Origin of the sequence: Streptomyces sp. NPDC013157 (genome assembly GCF_042899865.1) — a bacterium.
GTDB lineage: Bacteria > Actinomycetota > Actinomycetes > Streptomycetales > Streptomycetaceae > Streptomyces.
Map to the genome: position 1 here is coordinate 2,827 of NZ_JBIBAK010000032.1, position 18,139 is coordinate 20,965.

Here is an 18,139-nt window from a genome sequence, read left to right on the forward strand (position 1 = left end):
CTCCGGCTCCGGCTCCGGCTCCGGCTCCGGCTCCGGCTCCGGCTCCGGCTCCGGCTCCGGCTCCGGCTCCGGCTCCGGCTCCGGCTCCGGCTCCGGCTCCGGGGAGATGCTGCTGGTGCTCTCGGCGGATGGCAAGGGGATCGTCATGCGCCCGGAGGCGCTGCGCGAGGAGACCAGGCGGGCCGCCGCGAAGAAGACCGCGGCCGGGGGTGGGCCGTTTCAGACGCGCCTGGCCGGCGGGGAGAAGAACGGGCGCAAACGGATGGCGACCGTCGGCGCGGTCTACGGCCTCGCGCCGATGCCGCGCGAGCCGGGCGAGGTGATCAGGCGCGGCGACGCCGACCGCACCGAGTGCACCGGACGCCCCAGGGCGCGGGCGAAGTGGCTGACGGCCTCCGTCGAACGCGACGCCGAACAGGTCATCGGCGCGGTGTTCGAGGAGGCCGAGCGCCGCGACCCGGACCGGGAGCGGGAGTGGGAGTGGGTGATGCTGGTCGACGGCGCCCGACACCAGCTGGATGTGATCCATGATCAGTGCGACGCGCGCAGCGCGGAGGTGTGCCTGCTGATCGACTTCGTTCACGTGCTGGAGTACGCGTGGGCGCTGCCTGGTGCTTCTTCGCCAGGACCGGCCCCGCCGCCGAGAGGTGGGTCGGCGAGATCGCGCTGGAGATCCTTAAGGGCCGGGCCGGGCAGGTCGCCGACGCCCTCGAAGCGCACGCGGACACGGCGGAACTGGACGGCCAGCGGCGCTTGGGGGTGGACAAGGCGGTCGGCTACCTGCGGGCCAAACTCCCCTACCTCGGCTACGACATCGCGCTGGCGGAGGGCTGGCCGATCGCGACAGGCGTGATCGGGGGGGCGTGCCGGCACCTGGTCAAGGACCGGATGGATATCACCGGTGCTCGCTGGGGCCTGGCCGGGGCCGAGGCCGTCCTCAAGCTCCGCGCGGTGATCAGCAACGGCGACTTCGAGCAGTACTGGAAGTATCACGTGCAGCGCGAGCACCTGCGGGTTCACGCCATCCGCTACCGCGACGCCCTCACACTCGCCGCATGATCACGGTCCCTCAAACCGAGCCGCACCCAAACCGATTAGATGTCGCGCGAGCTGAGGTGTCCCGCTGGACACGTGAGCCCGGTTGCGCCGCGCGTCGGCACGCAGGGAACGCCGTACTCGGCCGTCGCGCGCTCTTCCCGTCCGCGCGGGGAGGGCGGAGCGGCGACCGTGCTCGGCTGCCTCGCACAATCCGGCATCAGCCGGCGGTCTCCGCCACTGCCGTCCGCAAAGCGGAAATTAACCCGGCTCACAGCGGGTTCCCAGCCTTCTTCCCGGATCCCCCCAGCCGGGGCGGCCATGCTCTCGGCTGGCTCCCGCTTCCGTACGACGAGCCGGAGGCCGAGGTCGTCGCCTCCCTCCGCTGGGCGTGCGGCCCTGCCCGGGTGTGGGAGCTTCCCGCCGTTCCCCCCACGAACGAGGAATCCATGACCCAGACGTCCAGTCGGGCTCGCACCGTCGGTGAATTCGAACCGGCCGCGCGGCCCGGCCCACTCGACGCGGCCCTGCGCACGGTCGAGATCGTCATCCCCGTGTACAACGAAGAGCATTCCCTGCCGGGTTGTGTGCGCACCCTGCATGCGCGGCTGCACGAGCGGTTTCCGTTCCCCTGGCGCATCACCGTCGCGAACAACGCCAGCACCGACCGCACCCTGGAGGTGGCCCGCGCGCTGGCCGCCGAGTTGTCCGGGGTGAGCGTGGTCCACCTCGACCGCAAGGGGCGCGGGCTCGCCCTGCGCACCGTGTGGGGCGCGAGTGAGGCGGACATCGTCGTCTACATGGACGTCGACCTGTCCACCGGCCTTGACGGGCTGCTGCCCCTCGTCGCCCCGTTGGCCAGCGGCCACTCCGACCTCGCCATCGGCAGCCGGCTCGCGCCGGGCGCGCGTACCGTGCGCGGGCCGCGCCGGGAGTTCGTATCGCGCTGCTACAACCGTCTGATCCGGCTGACCCACGGGGCCCGGTTCAGCGACGCGCAGTGCGGGTTCAAGGCCGCCCGCACCGAGATACTCCGGCCGCTGCTGGAGAAGACCCGGGACGACGCCTGGTTCTTCGACACCGAACTGCTGCTGCTCGCCGAGCACAACGGACTGCGCATCCACGAGGTACCCGTCGACTGGGTGGAGGACATCGACACCCGGGTCGACGTGGTCAGCACCGCCGCCGAGGACCTGCGCGGGCTGTGGCGCATGGCCCGGCTGAAGTCCTCGGGCGCCGCCCGCATACCGCTGCCGAGGCGCCCCCGGCCGGCCGCCGAGCACCCGGACGCGGTGCTGGCCCCCGACTCGGGGCGCTCCCGGTTGACCTGGGAAACCGGCTGCTTCATCGCGATCGGCATCGTCTCGACACTCGGCCAGGCACTGCTGTACTGGCTGCTGCGCGGTTGGTGGCCGCCGGCCCTGGCGAACCTCGTCTCCCTGCTGGTGCTCACCGTCGTCAACACCGAGGCCAACCGCCGCCTCACGTTCCGCCGGTCACAGACCGGGATCGGGCGTGCGCACCTGGGCGCGGGCGCGTTGTTCGTCGTCGGGTATCTCGTCACCTCCGGCGCCGTGCTCCTGTTCCGCGAAAGCCGGCCGCACGCCTCTGCCGCCGCCGAAACGCTGGTGCTCATGGCCGCGTCGGTCGTGGTCACCGCGCTCCGGTTCCTGGTGCTGCGTCTGGCCGTCTTCCGCGGCCATACGTCCTGATCCCCCACGCCCCCACACCCACACACACAGACGAAGAGTGCCTCCGATCATGACGGACACATCCCAGCAGTCGCCGCCCGAGTCGCACACCACGGCGCCCCCCGCCCTCGGTGGCCGCCCGCTGCCCCGCTGGGCCGCCCCCGCCGCGCTCGGCGCCACCCTGCTGCTGGCCGCCCTGCTGTACGGATGGGCCCTGGGCTCGCTCGGCTGGGGAAACAGCTTCTACTCGGCCGCCGTGAAGTCCATGGGCCGCAGCTGGACGAACTTCCTCTTCGGCGCCTACGACCCGGCCGGCGTCCTCACCGTCGACAAGCCCCCGGCGGCCCTGTGGCCACAGGTGATCAGCACGAAGATCTTCGGCCTGCACGGCTGGGCGATGATCCTGCCGCAGCTCCTGGAGGGCGTCGCCGGCGTCTTCGTACTGCACCGGACGGTACGCCGCTGGGCGGGTGAGGGCGCCGCCCTGCTGGCCGCGCTGGTCATGACGCTCACTCCCATCACGGTGGCGATCAACCGGGACAACAACCCGGACACCCTGCTGGTGCTGACCCTGGTGACGGCGGCGTACGCGCTGACCCGTGCCCTTCAGGCGTCGTCGGAGCGTTCGGCGCTGCTGTGGCTGTCGGGCAGCGGTTTCCTGATCGGGGTCGGCTTCCTGACGAAGATGCTGGCCGCCTGGATGGTGATCCCGGCGTTCGCCGCGGCCTGGCTGGTGGGCGCTTCGGGGCCGTTCCTCAGGCGGCTGTGGCGGCTGCTGGCCGCGGGGGCGGTGCTGGCGGTGTCGTCCCTGTGGTGGGTGGCCATGGTCGCCGTGTGGCCGGGTGAGCGGCCCTACATCGGCGGCAGCGAGGACGGCTCGGCCTGGAACCTGGTCATCGGCTACAACGGGCTGGGGCGCCTCTTCGGCGAGAACGGCTCGGGTGGCGGCTTCGGCGGTGGGGTCTCCTTCGGCGGGGCGGCCGGACTCGGGCGGCTCTTCAACGACCAGGTCGGCGGGCAGATCAGCTGGCTGCTGCCGCTGTGCGCGGTGGCGCTGGGCGTCGCGGTGACGGTCGCGGTACGGCGCCGCCGTGGCCGGGGCGACACGGGCGAACCGCTCGCCGCGACCGGCTGGATCCTGTGGGGCACCTGGCTGGTGGTGTGCGGGCTGGTCTTCGCCACGCAGGAGGGCACCTTCCACCCGTACTACACGACCGAGCTGGCCCCGGCGATCGCCGCCCTCACGGGAGGTCTGGTGACCGCGCTGGCACGGGCGTACTGGGCCGGTGCACGCTGGGCGATCCCGACCGCGGCGATGACCGTGATGGTCACGATGGTCTGGGCGGTCGTCGTGATCCGGCGGACGCCGTCCTGGCACGGCTGGCTGGCCTGGCTCGTGCTTGCGGTGGGCATCGGCGCGGCGGCCCTTCTGGGGCTGTCCGGCCCACGGCGGCGTCTGCTGCCCGCGGCGCTGGGCGGCGCGGTGCTCGCGGTGCTGCTCGCGCCCGCGGCATGGTCGCTCAGCGTGCCTGGTTCCACCACCGCGATGGGGGGGGTGAACCCGACGGCGGGCCCCATGACGGGCATGGGCTTCGGCTCGGGTTCCCTGCCCCGGGGCGGCAGCGGCTCCGGTGACTTCGAAAGGCCCGAGGGCTTCGGCGGGATCGGCAACGGCGGATCGGGACAGCTGCCGAGCGACGGCGCGAGCGGCATGCCGCAGGGCATGCCCACGCAGATGCCGGGCGGGAGCGCCGGCGGCGGCTCGGGACAGCTGCCCGAAGGGATGCCCAGCGGGCTGCCGAAAGGCATGGAGGGTTTCCCGGGCACCGGCGGCGGAAGCGGTTCCGGCGGCGGCAACGGCGCTTCCCGCGGTATGGGCGGGTTCGGCGGCATGGGCGGGTTCGGCGGCGACTCGGCCCTCACCTCCGGACAGCGCAAGATCCTCGACTACGCCGTCAAGCACTCGGGCAGGGCGCGGATCAAGCTCGCCGTCGAGGGCGGCGCCAACGCCACCTCCTCCTACATCCTGAACAGCGACGCCGTGGTCATCGGCATGGGCGGTTTCATGGGCACCGACAACGCCCCTTCGGTGAACCAGCTGCGGACCTGGACGAGCAAGGGTGAGCTGCGCTACGTCCTCGGCTCGGGCTCGGGCGGCGGCGGCCCGATGGGGTCCGGCGGCAGTGCCTCCGCACGCTCCCAGTGGATCAGCGAGAACTGCACCGAGGTGCCCGCCTCCGCCTACGGCGGCAGCGGCTCCTCGGGCGGCTCCTCAGGTTCCGCGGGCATGATGGGCGGTCAGACGACCTTGTACGACTGCGCTGCCAAGAGCACCACGAAGTAGGCGGCAGAACGGACGACAGCCCCACATGTCAGAAGCACCCGCTGCCCGCGGCCCGCGCCGCATCCTCGTCGTCGAGGACGACCCGGGCATCCGCACCCTGCTGGAGACGGCGCTGCGGCTGTCCGGCTACGAGGTGAGCAGCGCGGCCACGGGCCGGGACGCCCTGCTGGAGGCCGAGCGGTTCGCGCCCGCTCTGCTGGTCCTGGACGTGATGCTGCCCGACCTCGACGGCTTCGAACTCACCCGCACACTGCGGGCGGCGGGCGTGACCACACCGGTACTGTTCCTGACCGCCCGCGCGGACGTCGACGACCGGCTCGCCGGCCTGCGCGTGGGCGGCGACGACTACGTCGCAAAGCCGTTCAGCATCGAAGAGGTGGTGCTGCGGATCGGCGCCGTGCTGCGTCGTACGGACCCCGAGGGTGCCTGCGACGAGCCCGGCGCCGCGCCCGGCGTCCTGCGCTACGCCGACCTGGAACTCGACGAGGACGCGCACGAGGTCCGCCGGGCGGGCACCTACATCCCCCTGTCCCCCACCGAGTTCAGGCTGCTCTCCTTCCTGATGGCCAACGCGGGCCGCGTGGTCGGCAAAGCCATGATCCTGGAGCGGGTGTGGGGTTACGACTTCTCCGGTGACGCCCGCATCATCGAGACATACGTGAAGTACCTGCGCCGGAAGATCGACGCCATCGACCCGCCGCTGATCCACACCGAGCGGGGCGTGGGCTACTGCCTGCGACTGCCCCGCGACCGCACGGCCCGGACCGACGGGTGAGACGGCGTCACCTCCTGCGCACGGTGCGGCCCAGGTCGTTGCGCGGCCGGCTGGTGTGGGGCGCCGCGCTGCTGGCCACGGTCGCGGTGCTGGCGGCGCAGGCCATCGGCTTCTTCGTGGTGCGGTCCTGGCTGCTTGACCGGGTGGACGGCCAGCTCCGGGACTTTCTCCTGCCCGACCATGCCTACTCCCGGACCGTCGGCCCCGGACCCGTGCCATCGCCCGCCCCGGGCTCCGTGACCCTGCCGTCCGACTTCCGGGTCACCTTCTACGACGCCCGGGGTGACGAGCACGGAACCCTGGGCGGAGGCAGCACTCCCGGACCGGACCTTCCGTCCTCGATCGGCCGGCTCGGGCTGTCGCCGGGAGAGCCCGCCACTGTCGGCTCCGTCTCCGGGGACGAGCGATGGCGGGTGCTGGTCAAATCCGGATCCGGCAGGACCTCGTACGTGGTGGCGCTCCCCCTGAACACGGTGGACGGGGCCGCCGCGAAGATGCTCTGGCTGAACGCGATCGTGCTGGCCGCCACGGCCACCGGCCTGGTGGTGCTCGGCCGCTGGGCCGTACGGATCGGTCTGCTCCCGCTGACCCGCATGGAACACACCGCGCAGGACATCACCGCCCACGACCTGAACCTGCGCCTGCCGGACACCGATCCGCGGACCGAGACCGGGCGGCTGAGCACCGTACTGAACACCATGCTGGACCGACTCCAGCGGGCCCTGCGGGAACGCGAGTCCTCCGAGGCACGGCTGCGCCGGTTCGTCGCGGACGCGGGGCACGAACTGCGGACACCGTTGACGACGATCCAGGGATTCGCCGAACTGGCGTTGCGGCACCAGGACCGGCCCGCGTCGGCGCGGCGGGAGGCCGACCGGCTCATCGCACAGAACGCCGAGCGGATGAGTCTGCTCGTCGACGACCTGCTTCTCCTGGCCAAGCTGGACCAGGAACCCGTGTACGCGACGGAGCGTGTGGACCTGCTCTCGCTGGCCGCCGACGCCGTGAGCGCCGTGGCGCCGCAGAGCCCGGGGCACCGGATCGGGCTGGAGCCACTGGGCGGCGGTCAGGGCGAACTGGAGCCGGCCGAGACGACCGGCGATCCGCACCGGTTGCGGCAGGTCGTCACCAATCTGCTGACCAACGCCGTCACCCACACTCCACCCCGAACGACCGTACGGGTCCGCGTCGGCACCGCCCGCGCTGACACCGACTCCGGCGGACGGGACCGGCCCGGCCGCAGCGCCTCGGGACCACCTCTGGCGGAAGGCACCCCGATCTGTGTGGTCGAGGTGATCGACGACGGTCCCGGCATCTGCCCCGAGGCCGCCGACCGGGTCTTCGAACGCCTCTACCGGGCCGACCCCTCCCGCTCCCGCGACCAAGGCGGCTCCGGCCTCGGCCTGGCCATCGCGAGCACGATCGCCCAGGGACACGGCGGCCGCCTCGAACTGGAGACCCGGCCCGCACAGGGCTGCGTGTTCCGTTGCGTCCTGCCCTGCGGTTAGGGTCTGTCCGGCGGATCATGCCGGCGTCGCGCAGGCCGGGACGTCCAGCCGGCCGCCGTGAGCGGTCGCGATGGCCGACGCGATGGCCAGGCCGAGTCCCGAGCCAGGCTCGGCTTCGGCCGTGGCCGGCGGGTCGGCGCGGTAGAAGCGGCCGAAGACATGACGGGCGTCCTCCGGTCCGAGGCCCGTGCCGTCGTCGATGACCTCGATCACGCACACCTCGAGACCGGGCAGGAGTACGGGCCCGGAGCTCGTCCTGCCGGGCACGTCGATGCCGCCGGTGCGCGGGCCGCACCGGGTGGCACCCACACGTACCCGGATCCGGCTGTCGGGCGGCGTGTGGGTACAGGCGTGGGACAGCAGATTGCCGACGACCTGCGCGAGCTGATGCGCGTCGCCGTCCACCTCGACGACGTCGAGAGCCCGGTCGACGGCGGGATCGGCTGGGTGGTCCCCGAGCGGTTCCAGGGCGATGGCCCGGCGCGGATGTGACAGCGCCGCAGCGGTGATCGCGTCAGCGGCGAGAGAGAGCAGGTCGACCGCTTCGCGGCCGTGGCGTCCCGCCGAGCTCGGCGAGGAGAAAGAGGCCGCCTCGTCGACGCCGGTGCGCGGGCCGCGCGGGAGGCGAAGTCCCGTTCGGCCTCCTGCTCCGTACCGCCCGTGACTGCGGCGGTGAGCCGGACTTGCGGGAGATCGGCATCGACCTGTTCGCGGGCCGGCCGAGATCCTCGTCCTCGCGGACGGCACCACGGACCCGTTCGTGTGCGATGGGCGGCACGGCGCACGCGGTGTCAAGGCGATCCCAAAACGCCCTCGACGCGAACTGACAAGCCCCCGCCTGCCACCGCACACCAGATGGCAGACATGTCAATCGGTTATGCCCCCGAACCGCACACGTTCTTGTCCCCCGCTTTACCGGTCCATACGCTGCGGACGGTGACAGCACGGCCTGTCGATTGCGCGGCGTCGTCCTGGAACGTCCCGACTCCGAATGGCGGCTCGAACTACTCGCACGACCCGGTTCTCGGCCCCGCCTCTGCGCTCCCCACCCGCTGGCCACGGCGCACACCGAGGGGTGCGGCCATTTCGCCGTCACACCCCCTGAACACGGCCTCGAACTCATACAACGCATCGAACGTACGGAAAGGGATTTCCTGTGAGTGAAACCGCCCCGACACCGAAAAGGCTCGACACCGGTACGCTCATCGCGTGCTGTCTCGCGGTCGCCGCCGCCCAGTTGGCCATCACGATTCCATCTCCGATCAATGGCAATATCACGACGGCATTCGGCGCGAACTCGGCCCAGATCGGCTGGGTGACGACCGCCTTCCTGCTGCCGACTGCCATTCTTGAGCTGAATTTCGGTGTCGTCGGCGACATGTTCGGGCGCAAGAAGCTCCTGGTACTCGGCGGAGCGGTCCTCGCTGCCGGTGAACTTCTCAATGTGACGGCCCAGTCGATCGAGATGCTCTGGGTCGGCCAGGTCATCGCCGGCCTCGGCGCGGCGATGCTCTTCCCCACCACCCTCGCCGTACTCTCGGCCGCCACCCCGCAGCCCAAGGAACGCGCCAAGGCGGTGTCCCGTTGGGCTCTCTCCATCTCCGCCGCGTCGGCCGCGGGCCCGCTGTGGTCCGGTGTGATCGCCACCAAGGCGGACTGGCACTGGGCCTTCTCCCTGCCGGTGCTGCTCGGTGTCGTCACGGCTCTGCTGTCCTGGCGGCTGGTCACCGATTCGCGCGCGGCCGAGGGCCGCACGCTGGACTGGCCGGGGCAGATCGCCGTCGCCGTCGGCCTGACTGCGCTGCTGTGGGGCATCAATCAGGGCTCGGCCTCCGGGTGGGGCAGTGGCCTGTTCATCGGCGCGATGATCATCGCCGTGGTGGGTCTCGCCGCGTTCGTCCGGGTCGAGCTGCGCTCCTCCGCGCCGATGTTCGACATGTCTCTGCTGCGGATTCCGTCGTTCGCGGCGGCCGCCGTGGTGGCCCTGTTCGGCATGCTGGGCTTCATCGGCACCGCGTACGTGGTGTCCATGCGGCTCGGCGCCGTGATGCATCTGAGCTCGCTGGAAGCCGGGATGCCGTTCGTGATCCTGCAGCTCATCCCGCTGCTGCTCGCCCCGGTGCTCGGCCGGATGCTCAGCCAGGTGAACCCGCGCTGGCTGCTCGTCGGCGGTCTGCTGCCGATGGCGGCCGGCCAGTTCTGGATCAGCGCCCTGCCGATCACGACGACGTCCCTGAGCGCGTTCATCGGTCCGGTGCTGCTGCTCGGTGTCGGATTCATCTGTGTGGTCTCCTCCCTCACGGCCGCCGCGGTGAACGCGGTACCGATCCACATGACCGGTATGGCGTCCGGCGCCACGTCGCTGGTGCGTGAGGCGGGCCAGGCGCTCGGCCCGGCCCTCGTCGGATCCATCGCGGCGGCTCTGGCCGCGGGACAGCTGTCCAGTAACCTCACGGGCGCCGATGCGGCGATCGAGAAGGCCGGTGGCGCGCTGGCCCTGTTCAACTCGCCGGACACGAGCGACGCCGCACGGCAGGCCGCGCTCGACGCGCTCGGTCACGGCTACTCCGTCGGCACGGTCGTGGCCGGCATCGCGTCCCTCGTCGGTGCGGCGGCCACACTGATCCTCGTACGGGGATCGGCGCCGCAGACGACGGCCGCCGAGGCCGCGGAGGAGGCCGCGGTCGCATGAGCGGACGGGTCGCGGGCAAGGTCGTGATCGTGTCGGGCGGAGCCCGCGGGATGGGCGCCGCACATGCGCGGCGCCTCGCCGCCGAAGGCGCCCACGTGGTGATCGGCGACGTACTGACCGCCGAGGGTGAGGCGCTTGCAGGTGAACTCTGCGCCGATCACGCGACGTTCACCCCGCTCGACGTCACACGGGAGTCGGACTGGCTCACCGCCGTCACGGTGGCCGAGCGGGCGTACGGACGGGTGACCGGCCTCGTCAACAACGCCGGTATCGTCGTCGACGCCCCCATCGAGGAGCTGACGGAGGCGGACTACCGGCGCGTGGTGGACGTCAACCAGGTGGGCACGTTCCTCGGTATGAAGTCGGTGCTCGCCTCCATGCGCGCGGCGGGTGGCGGCTCCGTCGTGAACGTCTCGTCGGCGGCCGGCCTCGTGGGCCTGCCGGGCATCCTGCCGTACACGGCCTCCAAGTGGGCGATACGCGGGATGACGAAGACGGCGGCGGTGGAGTTCGCCCCGTACGGCATTCGCGTCAACTCGGTCCATCCGGGCCTGGTGGAGACCCCCATGACCGCGGCGAACCCCGGGACGCTCGAGGCGGCGAAGCATCAGCCGCTCCCCCGCGCGGGGCGTCCCGAGGAGCTGGCGGCGATGGTGCTGTTCCTGCTCTCCGACGAGTCCGGTTACGCGACGGGCGCGGAGTTCGTGGTGGACGGCGGGTTCACCGCCCAGTAGACCGGGGGCCGGCACATGAAGGCGGCCCGCCGCGTGGGAACGCACGGCGGGCCACTCGGCTGTGCTCAGGAGACAGTGAGTTGGACGGCACCGGTGTAGGTGCTGCCGGCGGTGAGGGCGGTCTCCTTGCCGTCGACCGTCAGCGTGAGCCGCTTGCCCCTCGCGGCCTGCACGGTCGCGGTGGCGGCGACGGTCAGCTTCGTCAGGTACGAGGTTCCGGTGACCGTCCACACCGACCCGGCGCCGAGCGTGACGATGACGCCGTTGTTGACCGCGGCCTGGGCGGTGTTGGTGACGTGGCCGAGGTCGTCCGCGTTCTCCTCGGTGATCCGGTCCACCAGGTGCATGGACTTCGACGCCGAGATCACGCCCTGGATGCGGGTGCGGGTGAACGTGGCGACGAGGTTCCTGCCGTCGCGCTTCGAGTTGTAGATGTCACCCGCCACCTGGATGTCGGTGAGGGTGAAGGTGGCGTCGGTGTCGTGCTCGGCGGTGGTGTCGAAGGTGTCGTCCTTGACCGGGTCGGTGGTGGGGTCGGTGTAGACGTAGCCCGTCGCGGCCGGGTCGTCGGTCTCCATGAGCTGGTAGAGGACCCCGTTGCCGGCCTGGAGGGTGGCGCCCCTCGAACCGTCCACGGTGATGTCGGCCGATGTGCTCTTGTTCAGGAACAGGGTCTTGCCGGTGGTGAACCTGGTGGCGCCCGAGATGTCGGCCCACCCTCCGGCGGTGGGATCCATCACGCCGACCGTGTGGAACATGACCCCGAAGTTGCGCGAGTGGAGCACCGAGCCGCGCGGTGTGATCGCGGCGAGTTCGCGCGCTGTGAGCCGCAGATCGCGGTCGGTGTCGACCCCGGCGACGGCCTCGCGGGTGGAGTCCGCGAAGGTGACGTGGCCGCCGCCGCAGATGGCGACCATGGTGGCCGCGTCGACCCGGGTGCCGAGGAGCAGGTTGTGGGCGGTGGGGCCGTCGGAGTAGGTGCCGTAGCCGGAGTCTCCGGTGATCGTGGCGGAGGTGTTGATCGCGGTGAGGTGGGCGTTGGTGACGGAGTCGGTGGACAGGACGCCCCACCGCTCGGAGGAGACGTCGCAGCCGATGTAGGTGGCCGAGGCGTCGGCACCGAGGATCGTCGTGGCCCGTACGTTGCCGCTCAGGCCGAGCATCCAGGGCACGGAGCGCAGATTGGGCCCGAGTCCGAACTCGTAGTCGTCGGGGAGCACGCCGTCACGCGTACGGATGCGGGAGTTCTTGACGATCACGTTGGCGCCGGCGTGCGAGATGACGGCACTGCGCATCGACCCCTTGTTGTCGATGTCCGCGTCCTCGACGACCAGGCGGGTACCGGCGCCCTTGGCCGTGATCGCCGAACCCGCGGTGGCGAAGTCGGTGCGGCCGTTGCCGTCGAAGCGCACGGTCGGGCGGATCAGGGTATACGAGGCGCCCTCGACGACGTAGAAGCCGTTGAAGTCCTCGCCGGTGGACAGGAGTGCGACGTCCTTGGCGTAGGCGTCGGTCAGCTTGCCGCCGCGTACCGCGGAGAGGACGGAGTTGTCCCTGACCACGCCGTCGGCGCCGGCCCACACGGCCTGCCGAATGTGGAAGTTGGATCCGGAGAACGTCTCGGTGTGGTCCACGGTGGGCGTGACGACGACGTCACCGCGGTACGCGCCCGCCGCGATGACGGTCGCGGTGCCGTACGTGCCGTCGATGACGGAGCCGGTCTCCACTCCGTTCACCGTCAGTGACAGCTGGTGTCCCCCGGCTGCGGCGAGGACCGCGCCGTCCTCCACGGTCAGTTCGGTGAGGCGGGTGATCTCGGTGACCTCCCAGGTCTCACCGGAGGCGACGGTCTTGCGGCGTCCCGTGGGCGAGACCGTGGTCGAGTCCGAGTCCGCGTGTGCGGCTGTGGGCACAAGGAGCGCCGGGGCGGCGACAGCGGAGCTGACGAACAGCAGTGCGCGCACGCGCGAGCGCATGGTGGGGTGTGGCTGGGGCATGGGTAGGCGGCTCCTCAGGGATGTCGGCGGTGAGTGCGACGTCGCGGACGCGGTCACGACAGGCCGCGTCGTGTCACGGCGGGCGTGACGTGCCGGAGCGCCCGCGCATCACACGCAACTTCAGTGCGGGCCGCCCAGTTGGCCACTGCCCACCCGACGTTAGGGGCGGTGGTCGAACGGGCGTAATCCACCGTTGGTGATGGCTGCCATCGCAACCATCACAGCCATCACCAAGATCAATGGGTGTGGTCACCCTCGCGGATACCTCTCCGCGTTGACCGCCACCGGTACACCGACCAGGCTCTGAAGCCGTGCCCCCGCTGTGCGGTGCCGCCCCACTCGCCCGTCGACTTTTCCAGGGAGCAGCCGTGTCCGTACGGAAAGTGCTTGTCGTCGGTGGCGGAATCACCGGCAGCGTGCTGTCGCTCGCGCTGGCGCAGCGCGGCGTCGAGGTCGACCTGGTGGAGATCGCGCCGGCATGGTCCGGGGTCGGTCACGGCATCACCATCCAGGGCAACGCGCTCAAGGCGCTGCGCTCGGTCGGCGTGCTCGACCGGATCCTGGAACACGCCGTCACCTTCGACCTGGTGCGGATGCGGCGCGCCGACGGCGAGTTGATCGCGGAGATCGAGGCGGCGCACACGGGTGGCGCCGACCTGCCCTCCACAGCGGGAGCCCTGCGCTCCGACCTCCAGAACGCGCTGTGCGAGGCCGTGTACGCGCAAGGTGTCACCGTCCACCTCGGAGTGAGCGTCCAACGCCTCGAACAGAGCGCGGACACCACCAGGGTCACGTTCACCGACGGAACGACCGGCCACTACGACCTGGTGGTGGGCGCCGACGGCACCAACTCGCAGATGCGTTCCATGATCGGCATCGATGCGCGGCCCAAGCCCGTCGGCATGTCGATCTTCCGGGTGGTGGCCGCCCGCCCTCCGGAGCTGGACTGCTCCGAGCTGTACTACGGCGGCCCCCGCTACAAAGCGGGTTACACCCCGATCGCGGCGGACCAGTGCTACGCGTTCCCGATCACCAGGTTCCGTACCGCGGCGACCTCCGCGCTGGCGGCCGACGCCCTCTCCCCCGCCGGACCGCTGCGGGTGGGTGTGATCGGTTCCGGTTTCGAGGCGCAGAACCATGTGCGAGCGCTGGCCGCGCTGCGTGAGCTGTCCTCGGTCACCGTGTTCAGCCCCAACCCCGCCAGCCGCGCCCGGTTCACCGAGCGGCTCGCCGACCTCGGGCTGCCGCTCGGCACGGCTGAGAGTGCCGCCGCCGCGGTGGAGGGCGCCGATCTGGTGCTGTGCGCGGCCCGGTCCTGGGACGAGCAGCCGACGCTGCGCGAGGCGCCGGCCGGTTCCACGGTCGCGTCGATCGGCTCCGCCCTGCCGGAACAGCGCGAGCTGGGCGTCGAGGTGCTGGCACGGGCCGATCTGATCGTGGCCGACATGGTGGACGAGGTCGCCCACGACACCGGGGACCTGCTGGCGGCCGAGGCGTCGGGCGTCGACTGCTCCGACAAGATCGTCTCACTGGCCGACGTCGTCTCCGGCCGTGTCGCCGGCCGTTCGGGCCCGGACTCGCTGGTGGTCTACAAGTCGGTCGGTTCCGTCGTACAGGAACTGGCGGTCGCCTCGATGTGCGCATGGCGCGCCGGCGAACTGTCCCTCGGTACCACGCTGCCCGTCACCCTCTCCCCGGTCGCGAAATGAGCACCCTCATAAGTCGAGAACTTGCCGACCCGTCCCTGCTGAAGAAGGGCGCCTACGTCGACGGCGTCTGGGTCACCGGAGCCGGCACGTTCCCGGTGCACGACCCGTCCACCGGCGATCTGCCGGCCGAGCTGCCGAAGCTCGGCCGGGAGGAGACCGCGGGCGCCATCGAGGCCGCGCACCGCGCCTTCGGCCCGTGGAAGGCGCGGTCGGCCAAGGACCGCTCCCGGATCGTGCGCCGCTGGTTCGAGCTGGTCACCGAGAACGCCGAGGACCTGGCCAGGCTGATCGTCCGGCATGGTCGGCATCGACACCGGCCTGATCTGCACCGAACTGGCGCCGTTCGGCGGTGTCAAGCAGTCCGGTGTCGGCCGGGAGGGCTCCGTCCACGGCATCGACGAGTTCCTGGAACTGAAGTACCTCGCCTGGGAAGGCGCCGGCACCACCCACCCCTGACCTGAGCCGCTAGGAGCACACTCATGGCCCGCTACACCCGCGCCGAGGCCCGCGACTGGGCCCGCGAGAACCTCGTCGGCGTAGTGAACTGCACGATCCCCTCGTTCACCAACGACCTGAAGAAGATCAACGAGACAGCGGTCCGGCACGATGCCCGGCTCGCGATCGAGCACGGCTTCATGGGCACCCTCGGCGTCTCCGAGGTCTCGATCCGGCTCGACGAGTACCTCGACGTCCTGCGGATCATCAAGGACGAGGCCGGAGACCGGCTGCTGCTCGTCCACCACGGGAGCTGGAGCACCCTGGAGGACAACATCGAGGCCGTACGGGGCGCGGAAGAGGCCGGCGCCGAGCTGGTGCTGCTGTCGTACCCGCCGAACTTCTACCCGGAGTCCGAGCAGGACGTCTACGACTACACCAAGGCCGTCTGCGACGCGACGAACCTCGGTGTCATGCTCTTCCCGATGTTCCTGTGGGGCTTCAGAACCCGCATCCACCCCTCCGACATCCCGGTACGGCTGATCCGCCGGCTCCTCGACGACTGCCCCAACATCGTCGCCATCAAGGCCGAGGGCGGGTTCCCCAGCATCCAGAGCGTCATCGAGTGCCACCGGCACTTCGGTGACGACGTGGTCATCTCCATGCCCATCGAGGGCGAGCTGATCCCGCTGTCGCAGATCATGCCGCTCCAGTTCTCCGCCACCAGCGATCACGAGTACTACGGCCCCATGATCCCGCGCGCCTTCAACCTGCTGTGCGAGGGCAGGTTCGACGAGGCGGCCGACCTGTACTGGCAGCTCCACCCGGCCCGGAAGACCAAGGCGGAGCTGGCCGCCACGCTCAACGGCGGGGCGTTCATCAACCGGCAGGCGTGGAAGTTCCAGGGCTGGCTCCAGGGTTACAACGGCGGCCCGCTGCGCATGCCCACCCAGCGCATCCACGACCCCCAGATGACGGCCCTGCGCAAGGGGCTGCTCGACGCCGGCCTCGAACCCGGCATGGACCCGTTCCGCGAGTTCTCCATCGGCCGCAACCCGGCCTGAGGTTTCCCGATGCGCATCGCACGCTACGTACACGAAGGTCGCACGCAGGTCGGAGTTCTGGACGAGGTGGACCGCCTGCACCCGGTGCCTGACGCGACCGGCGTTCTGGACGTGACCGGGCCGGGTCCGGTGCCCGGGCCACACGTCTCCCAGGTGCGGCTCCTCGCGCCGCTCGACCCGCCGACCGTCCGGGACTTCGTCACCTTCGAGGAACACGTGGAAGGGGTACGCAAGTCCATCGACGGCGCCGCCGGGGTGGCGGACGCCTGGTACGACGCGCCCACCTTCTACTTCACCAATCCGTACGCCGTCCTCGGCCCGTACGACGAGGTGCCCCTGCCCCCGGGTGCGGCCGTCCTCGACTTCGAGCTCGAGGTCGCCGCCGTGATCGGCCGTGAGGGCCGGGACCTGACGCCCGAGCAGGCGCGCGCCCACATCGCCGGGTACACGGTATTCAACGACTGGTCCGCGCGCGATCTGCAGGCCCGCGAGATGCGGGTGGGTCTCGGTCCGTGCAAGGGAAAGGACACGGCTGCCACGCTCGGCCCCTGGCTGGTCACCGCCGACGAACTGGAGCCGTACCGGGACGCGGAGGGGTTCCTGCGCCTGGCGCTGCGGGCCGAGGTCAACGGCACTGTGGTCGGCGAGGACCTGCTGTCCAACATGAGCTGGACGTTCGAGGAGATGGTCGCCTACGCCTCGCGCGGCACGACCGTGCGCCCCGGCGACGTCCTCGGCTCCGGCACCTGCGGCAACGGCGGCTGCCTCGCCGAACTGTGGGGCCTGCGCGGCGAACATACCCCGCCGCCCCTGAAGCAAGGCGACACCGTCACCCTCACGGTGCAGGGCGTGGGCACGGTGTCGAACACCGTCGTGCCGGGGCCGGAGCCGGTACCGCTGCCGCGGGCGCGGCGCCGCACGCGGGAGCGGCCGTGAGGCGCCTGGAGGGGAAGGTGGCCCTGATCTCCGGCACAGCCCGGGGCCAGGGCCGCGCCGCGGCCCTGCGGTTCGCCGCCGAGGGCGCGCTCGTGGTGGGCGGCGACCTGCGACACGACGGCGCGCTCGAAACCCGGCGCATGATCGCCGAGGCCGGTGGCAACGCTCTGGTGCCGGGCCCGCTCGACGCGACGGACGAGGCCTCGGTACGCGACTGGGTGGCCGGTGCGGTCTCCGCGTACGGCGGCGTCGACATCCTGTACGCCAACGCCGGCGCGGTCCGCTTCGGCGCGATCGACCAGCAGTCGTACGCGGACTTCACGTTCACCCTGCGCGCCGAACTGGACTCGGTGTGGCTCGCGGCCCGAGCCGCCTGGCCACACCTGGTCCGCAGCCGCGGCTGCATCGTCACCGTCGGTTCCACGGCCGGTCTCGCCGGCTCCCTCACCAACCAGCGCACCGCGCACTCCGCCTCCAAGGGCGCGGTGATCGCCCTGACCCGCCAACTCGCCGCAGAGGGCGCACCACACGGGATCCGTGCCAACTGCGTCAGCCCCGGAATGATCGACACCGAGGCCACCCGCGGCGACCTGCTCGCCGACGACCACCCCATGCGCACCATCGCCGCGCACATCCCGCTCGGCCGCGTCGGAGTGCCGGACGACGTGGTGAACGCGGCGCTGTTCCTGGCCTCCGACGAGTCCACGCACATCACCGGCACGAACCTCGTCGTCGACGGCGGCTGGTCGACCGTCCTGCCGGGGGCAGCGCCTCATCAGAAGGATGATCCAGCACCGTGAACACACCTGGCCGCCAAGGGCATCGGTCCGGTGCCGACGTTCAGCCAGATCGACATCGCGGCGCCGATCCCACCGGCCCTGCTGTGCTTAGTTCAGGGTTTCACCGCGGGCGGTGAGAAGAGCCGACGCATCCCGTTCCTGCTCAGCGTCCCCCTCACGTTCTTCGGTCCGTGGGTGCGCCGCGCCCTGCCCGAGACCGCCGGCTTCCTGGCCGCGCCCGGTCAGGACACCGACCGCGCGCTGCGGTGTCGAAAATCCTTCGGATGGCCCTTCCCCGTGTCGGTTCTCCAAGCTCGGCGGGCTGTGGCTGGCCCAGGGCCGGCACAGGCCGGAAAGTGACTGCCGTGCCGGCGACCTGCCGCACCGGAACGGAGGATTCGTGAACCTGGGAACAACGGCGACCGGACCACGCCGCAGTC

Annotated in this window: 15 protein-coding genes and 2 pseudogenes; 15 read left to right on the forward strand and 2 right to left on the reverse strand. The window is 71.1% G+C overall.

The window, feature by feature from the left end:
- Positions 1-597 precede the first annotated feature (597 nt).
- The 5 genes from ACFY6U_RS50820 (at position 598) to ACFY6U_RS50840 (ending at position 7,353) form a co-directional block, all read left to right on the forward strand.
- Positions 598-1,059, forward strand: a complete 462-nt coding sequence (locus ACFY6U_RS50820; protein ID WP_390049783.1) for a hypothetical protein — start codon at positions 598-600, stop codon at positions 1,057-1,059.
- A gap of 425 nt (positions 1,060-1,484) precedes the next feature.
- The gene (locus tag ACFY6U_RS50825; protein WP_390049785.1) at positions 1,485-2,747 is read left to right on the forward strand and encodes a glycosyltransferase; all 1,263 of its coding nucleotides are present in this window, start codon (positions 1,485-1,487) and stop codon (positions 2,745-2,747) included.
- A 49-nt stretch (positions 2,748-2,796) separates the two neighbouring features.
- On the forward strand, positions 2,797-5,070 hold the full coding sequence (locus ACFY6U_RS50830) for a glycosyltransferase family 39 protein (protein ID WP_390049787.1): 2,274 nt from the start codon (positions 2,797-2,799) through the stop codon (positions 5,068-5,070).
- A 25-nt stretch (positions 5,071-5,095) separates the two neighbouring features.
- Positions 5,096-5,845 carry a response regulator transcription factor gene (locus ACFY6U_RS50835; RefSeq protein WP_390049789.1) on the forward strand — a complete coding sequence of 250 codons (750 nt, stop codon included), beginning with the start codon at positions 5,096-5,098 and terminating at the stop codon, positions 5,843-5,845.
- Positions 5,842-7,353 carry a sensor histidine kinase gene (locus ACFY6U_RS50840; RefSeq protein ID WP_390049791.1) on the forward strand — a complete coding sequence of 504 codons (1,512 nt, stop codon included), beginning with the start codon at positions 5,842-5,844 and terminating at the stop codon, positions 7,351-7,353. Before ACFY6U_RS50835 ends, ACFY6U_RS50840 begins: the two co-directional genes overlap by 4 nt.
- Positions 7,354-7,368: 15 nt before the next feature.
- Here ACFY6U_RS50840 and ACFY6U_RS50845 read toward each other — a convergent pair whose 3' ends face one another.
- Positions 7,369-7,758 carry an ATP-binding protein gene (locus ACFY6U_RS50845; RefSeq protein WP_390049793.1) on the reverse strand — a complete coding sequence of 130 codons (390 nt, stop codon included), beginning with the start codon at positions 7,756-7,758 and terminating at the stop codon, positions 7,369-7,371.
- Here ACFY6U_RS50845 and ACFY6U_RS50850 point away from each other — a divergent pair.
- The 3 genes from ACFY6U_RS50850 (at position 7,705) to ACFY6U_RS50860 (ending at position 10,779) form a co-directional block, all read left to right on the forward strand.
- Entirely contained in the window at positions 7,705-7,845 is a 141-nt protein-coding gene (locus tag ACFY6U_RS50850) for a hypothetical protein (RefSeq protein ID WP_390049915.1), read from the forward strand. The two genes, ACFY6U_RS50845 and ACFY6U_RS50850, sit on opposite strands and share 54 nt — an antisense overlap.
- A 664-nt stretch (positions 7,846-8,509) precedes the next feature.
- Positions 8,510-10,045 carry an MFS transporter gene (locus ACFY6U_RS50855; protein WP_390049795.1) on the forward strand — a complete coding sequence of 512 codons (1,536 nt, stop codon included), beginning with the start codon at positions 8,510-8,512 and terminating at the stop codon, positions 10,043-10,045.
- The gene (locus ACFY6U_RS50860) at positions 10,042-10,779 is read left to right on the forward strand and encodes a glucose 1-dehydrogenase (RefSeq protein ID WP_390049797.1); all 738 of its coding nucleotides are present in this window, start codon (positions 10,042-10,044) and stop codon (positions 10,777-10,779) included. The genes ACFY6U_RS50855 and ACFY6U_RS50860 overlap by 4 nt, the downstream gene beginning before the upstream one ends.
- A gap of 65 nt (positions 10,780-10,844) precedes the next feature.
- On the opposite strand, the gene ACFY6U_RS50865 is transcribed toward ACFY6U_RS50860, so the two are convergent.
- On the reverse strand, positions 10,845-12,776 hold the full coding sequence (locus ACFY6U_RS50865) for a hypothetical protein (protein WP_390049799.1): 1,932 nt from the start codon (positions 12,774-12,776) through the stop codon (positions 10,845-10,847).
- A gap of 368 nt (positions 12,777-13,144) precedes the next feature.
- Here ACFY6U_RS50865 and ACFY6U_RS50870 point away from each other — a divergent pair, with 368 nt between their 5' ends.
- The 7 genes and pseudogenes from ACFY6U_RS50870 (at position 13,145) to ACFY6U_RS50900 (ending at position 18,059) form a co-directional block, all read left to right on the forward strand.
- The gene (locus ACFY6U_RS50870) at positions 13,145-14,485 is read left to right on the forward strand and encodes an FAD-dependent monooxygenase (RefSeq protein WP_390049801.1); all 1,341 of its coding nucleotides are present in this window, start codon (positions 13,145-13,147) and stop codon (positions 14,483-14,485) included.
- Positions 14,482-14,716: pseudogene (locus tag ACFY6U_RS50875) on the forward strand (aldehyde dehydrogenase family protein); the annotation flags it as partial. The gene ACFY6U_RS50870 and the pseudogene ACFY6U_RS50875, both read left to right, overlap by 4 nt.
- Before the next feature lie 60 nt (positions 14,717-14,776).
- Positions 14,777-14,941, forward strand: a pseudogene (locus tag ACFY6U_RS50880) (aldehyde dehydrogenase family protein); the annotation flags it as partial.
- Between the two features lie 23 nt (positions 14,942-14,964).
- Positions 14,965-15,984, forward strand: coding sequence for a dihydrodipicolinate synthase family protein (locus ACFY6U_RS50885; RefSeq protein ID WP_390049803.1), 1,020 nt, complete (start codon positions 14,965-14,967; stop codon positions 15,982-15,984).
- 9 nt (positions 15,985-15,993) lie between these two features.
- Positions 15,994-16,920, forward strand: coding sequence for a fumarylacetoacetate hydrolase family protein (locus ACFY6U_RS50890; RefSeq protein ID WP_390049805.1), 927 nt, complete (start codon positions 15,994-15,996; stop codon positions 16,918-16,920).
- A complete protein-coding gene (locus ACFY6U_RS50895; RefSeq protein ID WP_390049807.1) occupies positions 16,917-17,720 on the forward strand; it encodes an SDR family NAD(P)-dependent oxidoreductase in 804 nt (267 codons plus the stop codon). Before ACFY6U_RS50890 ends, ACFY6U_RS50895 begins: the two co-directional genes overlap by 4 nt.
- Positions 17,721-17,750: 30 nt before the next feature.
- Positions 17,751-18,059 carry a hypothetical protein gene (locus ACFY6U_RS50900; RefSeq protein WP_390049809.1) on the forward strand — a complete coding sequence of 103 codons (309 nt, stop codon included), beginning with the start codon at positions 17,751-17,753 and terminating at the stop codon, positions 18,057-18,059.
- Positions 18,060-18,139: the final 80 nt, after the last annotated feature.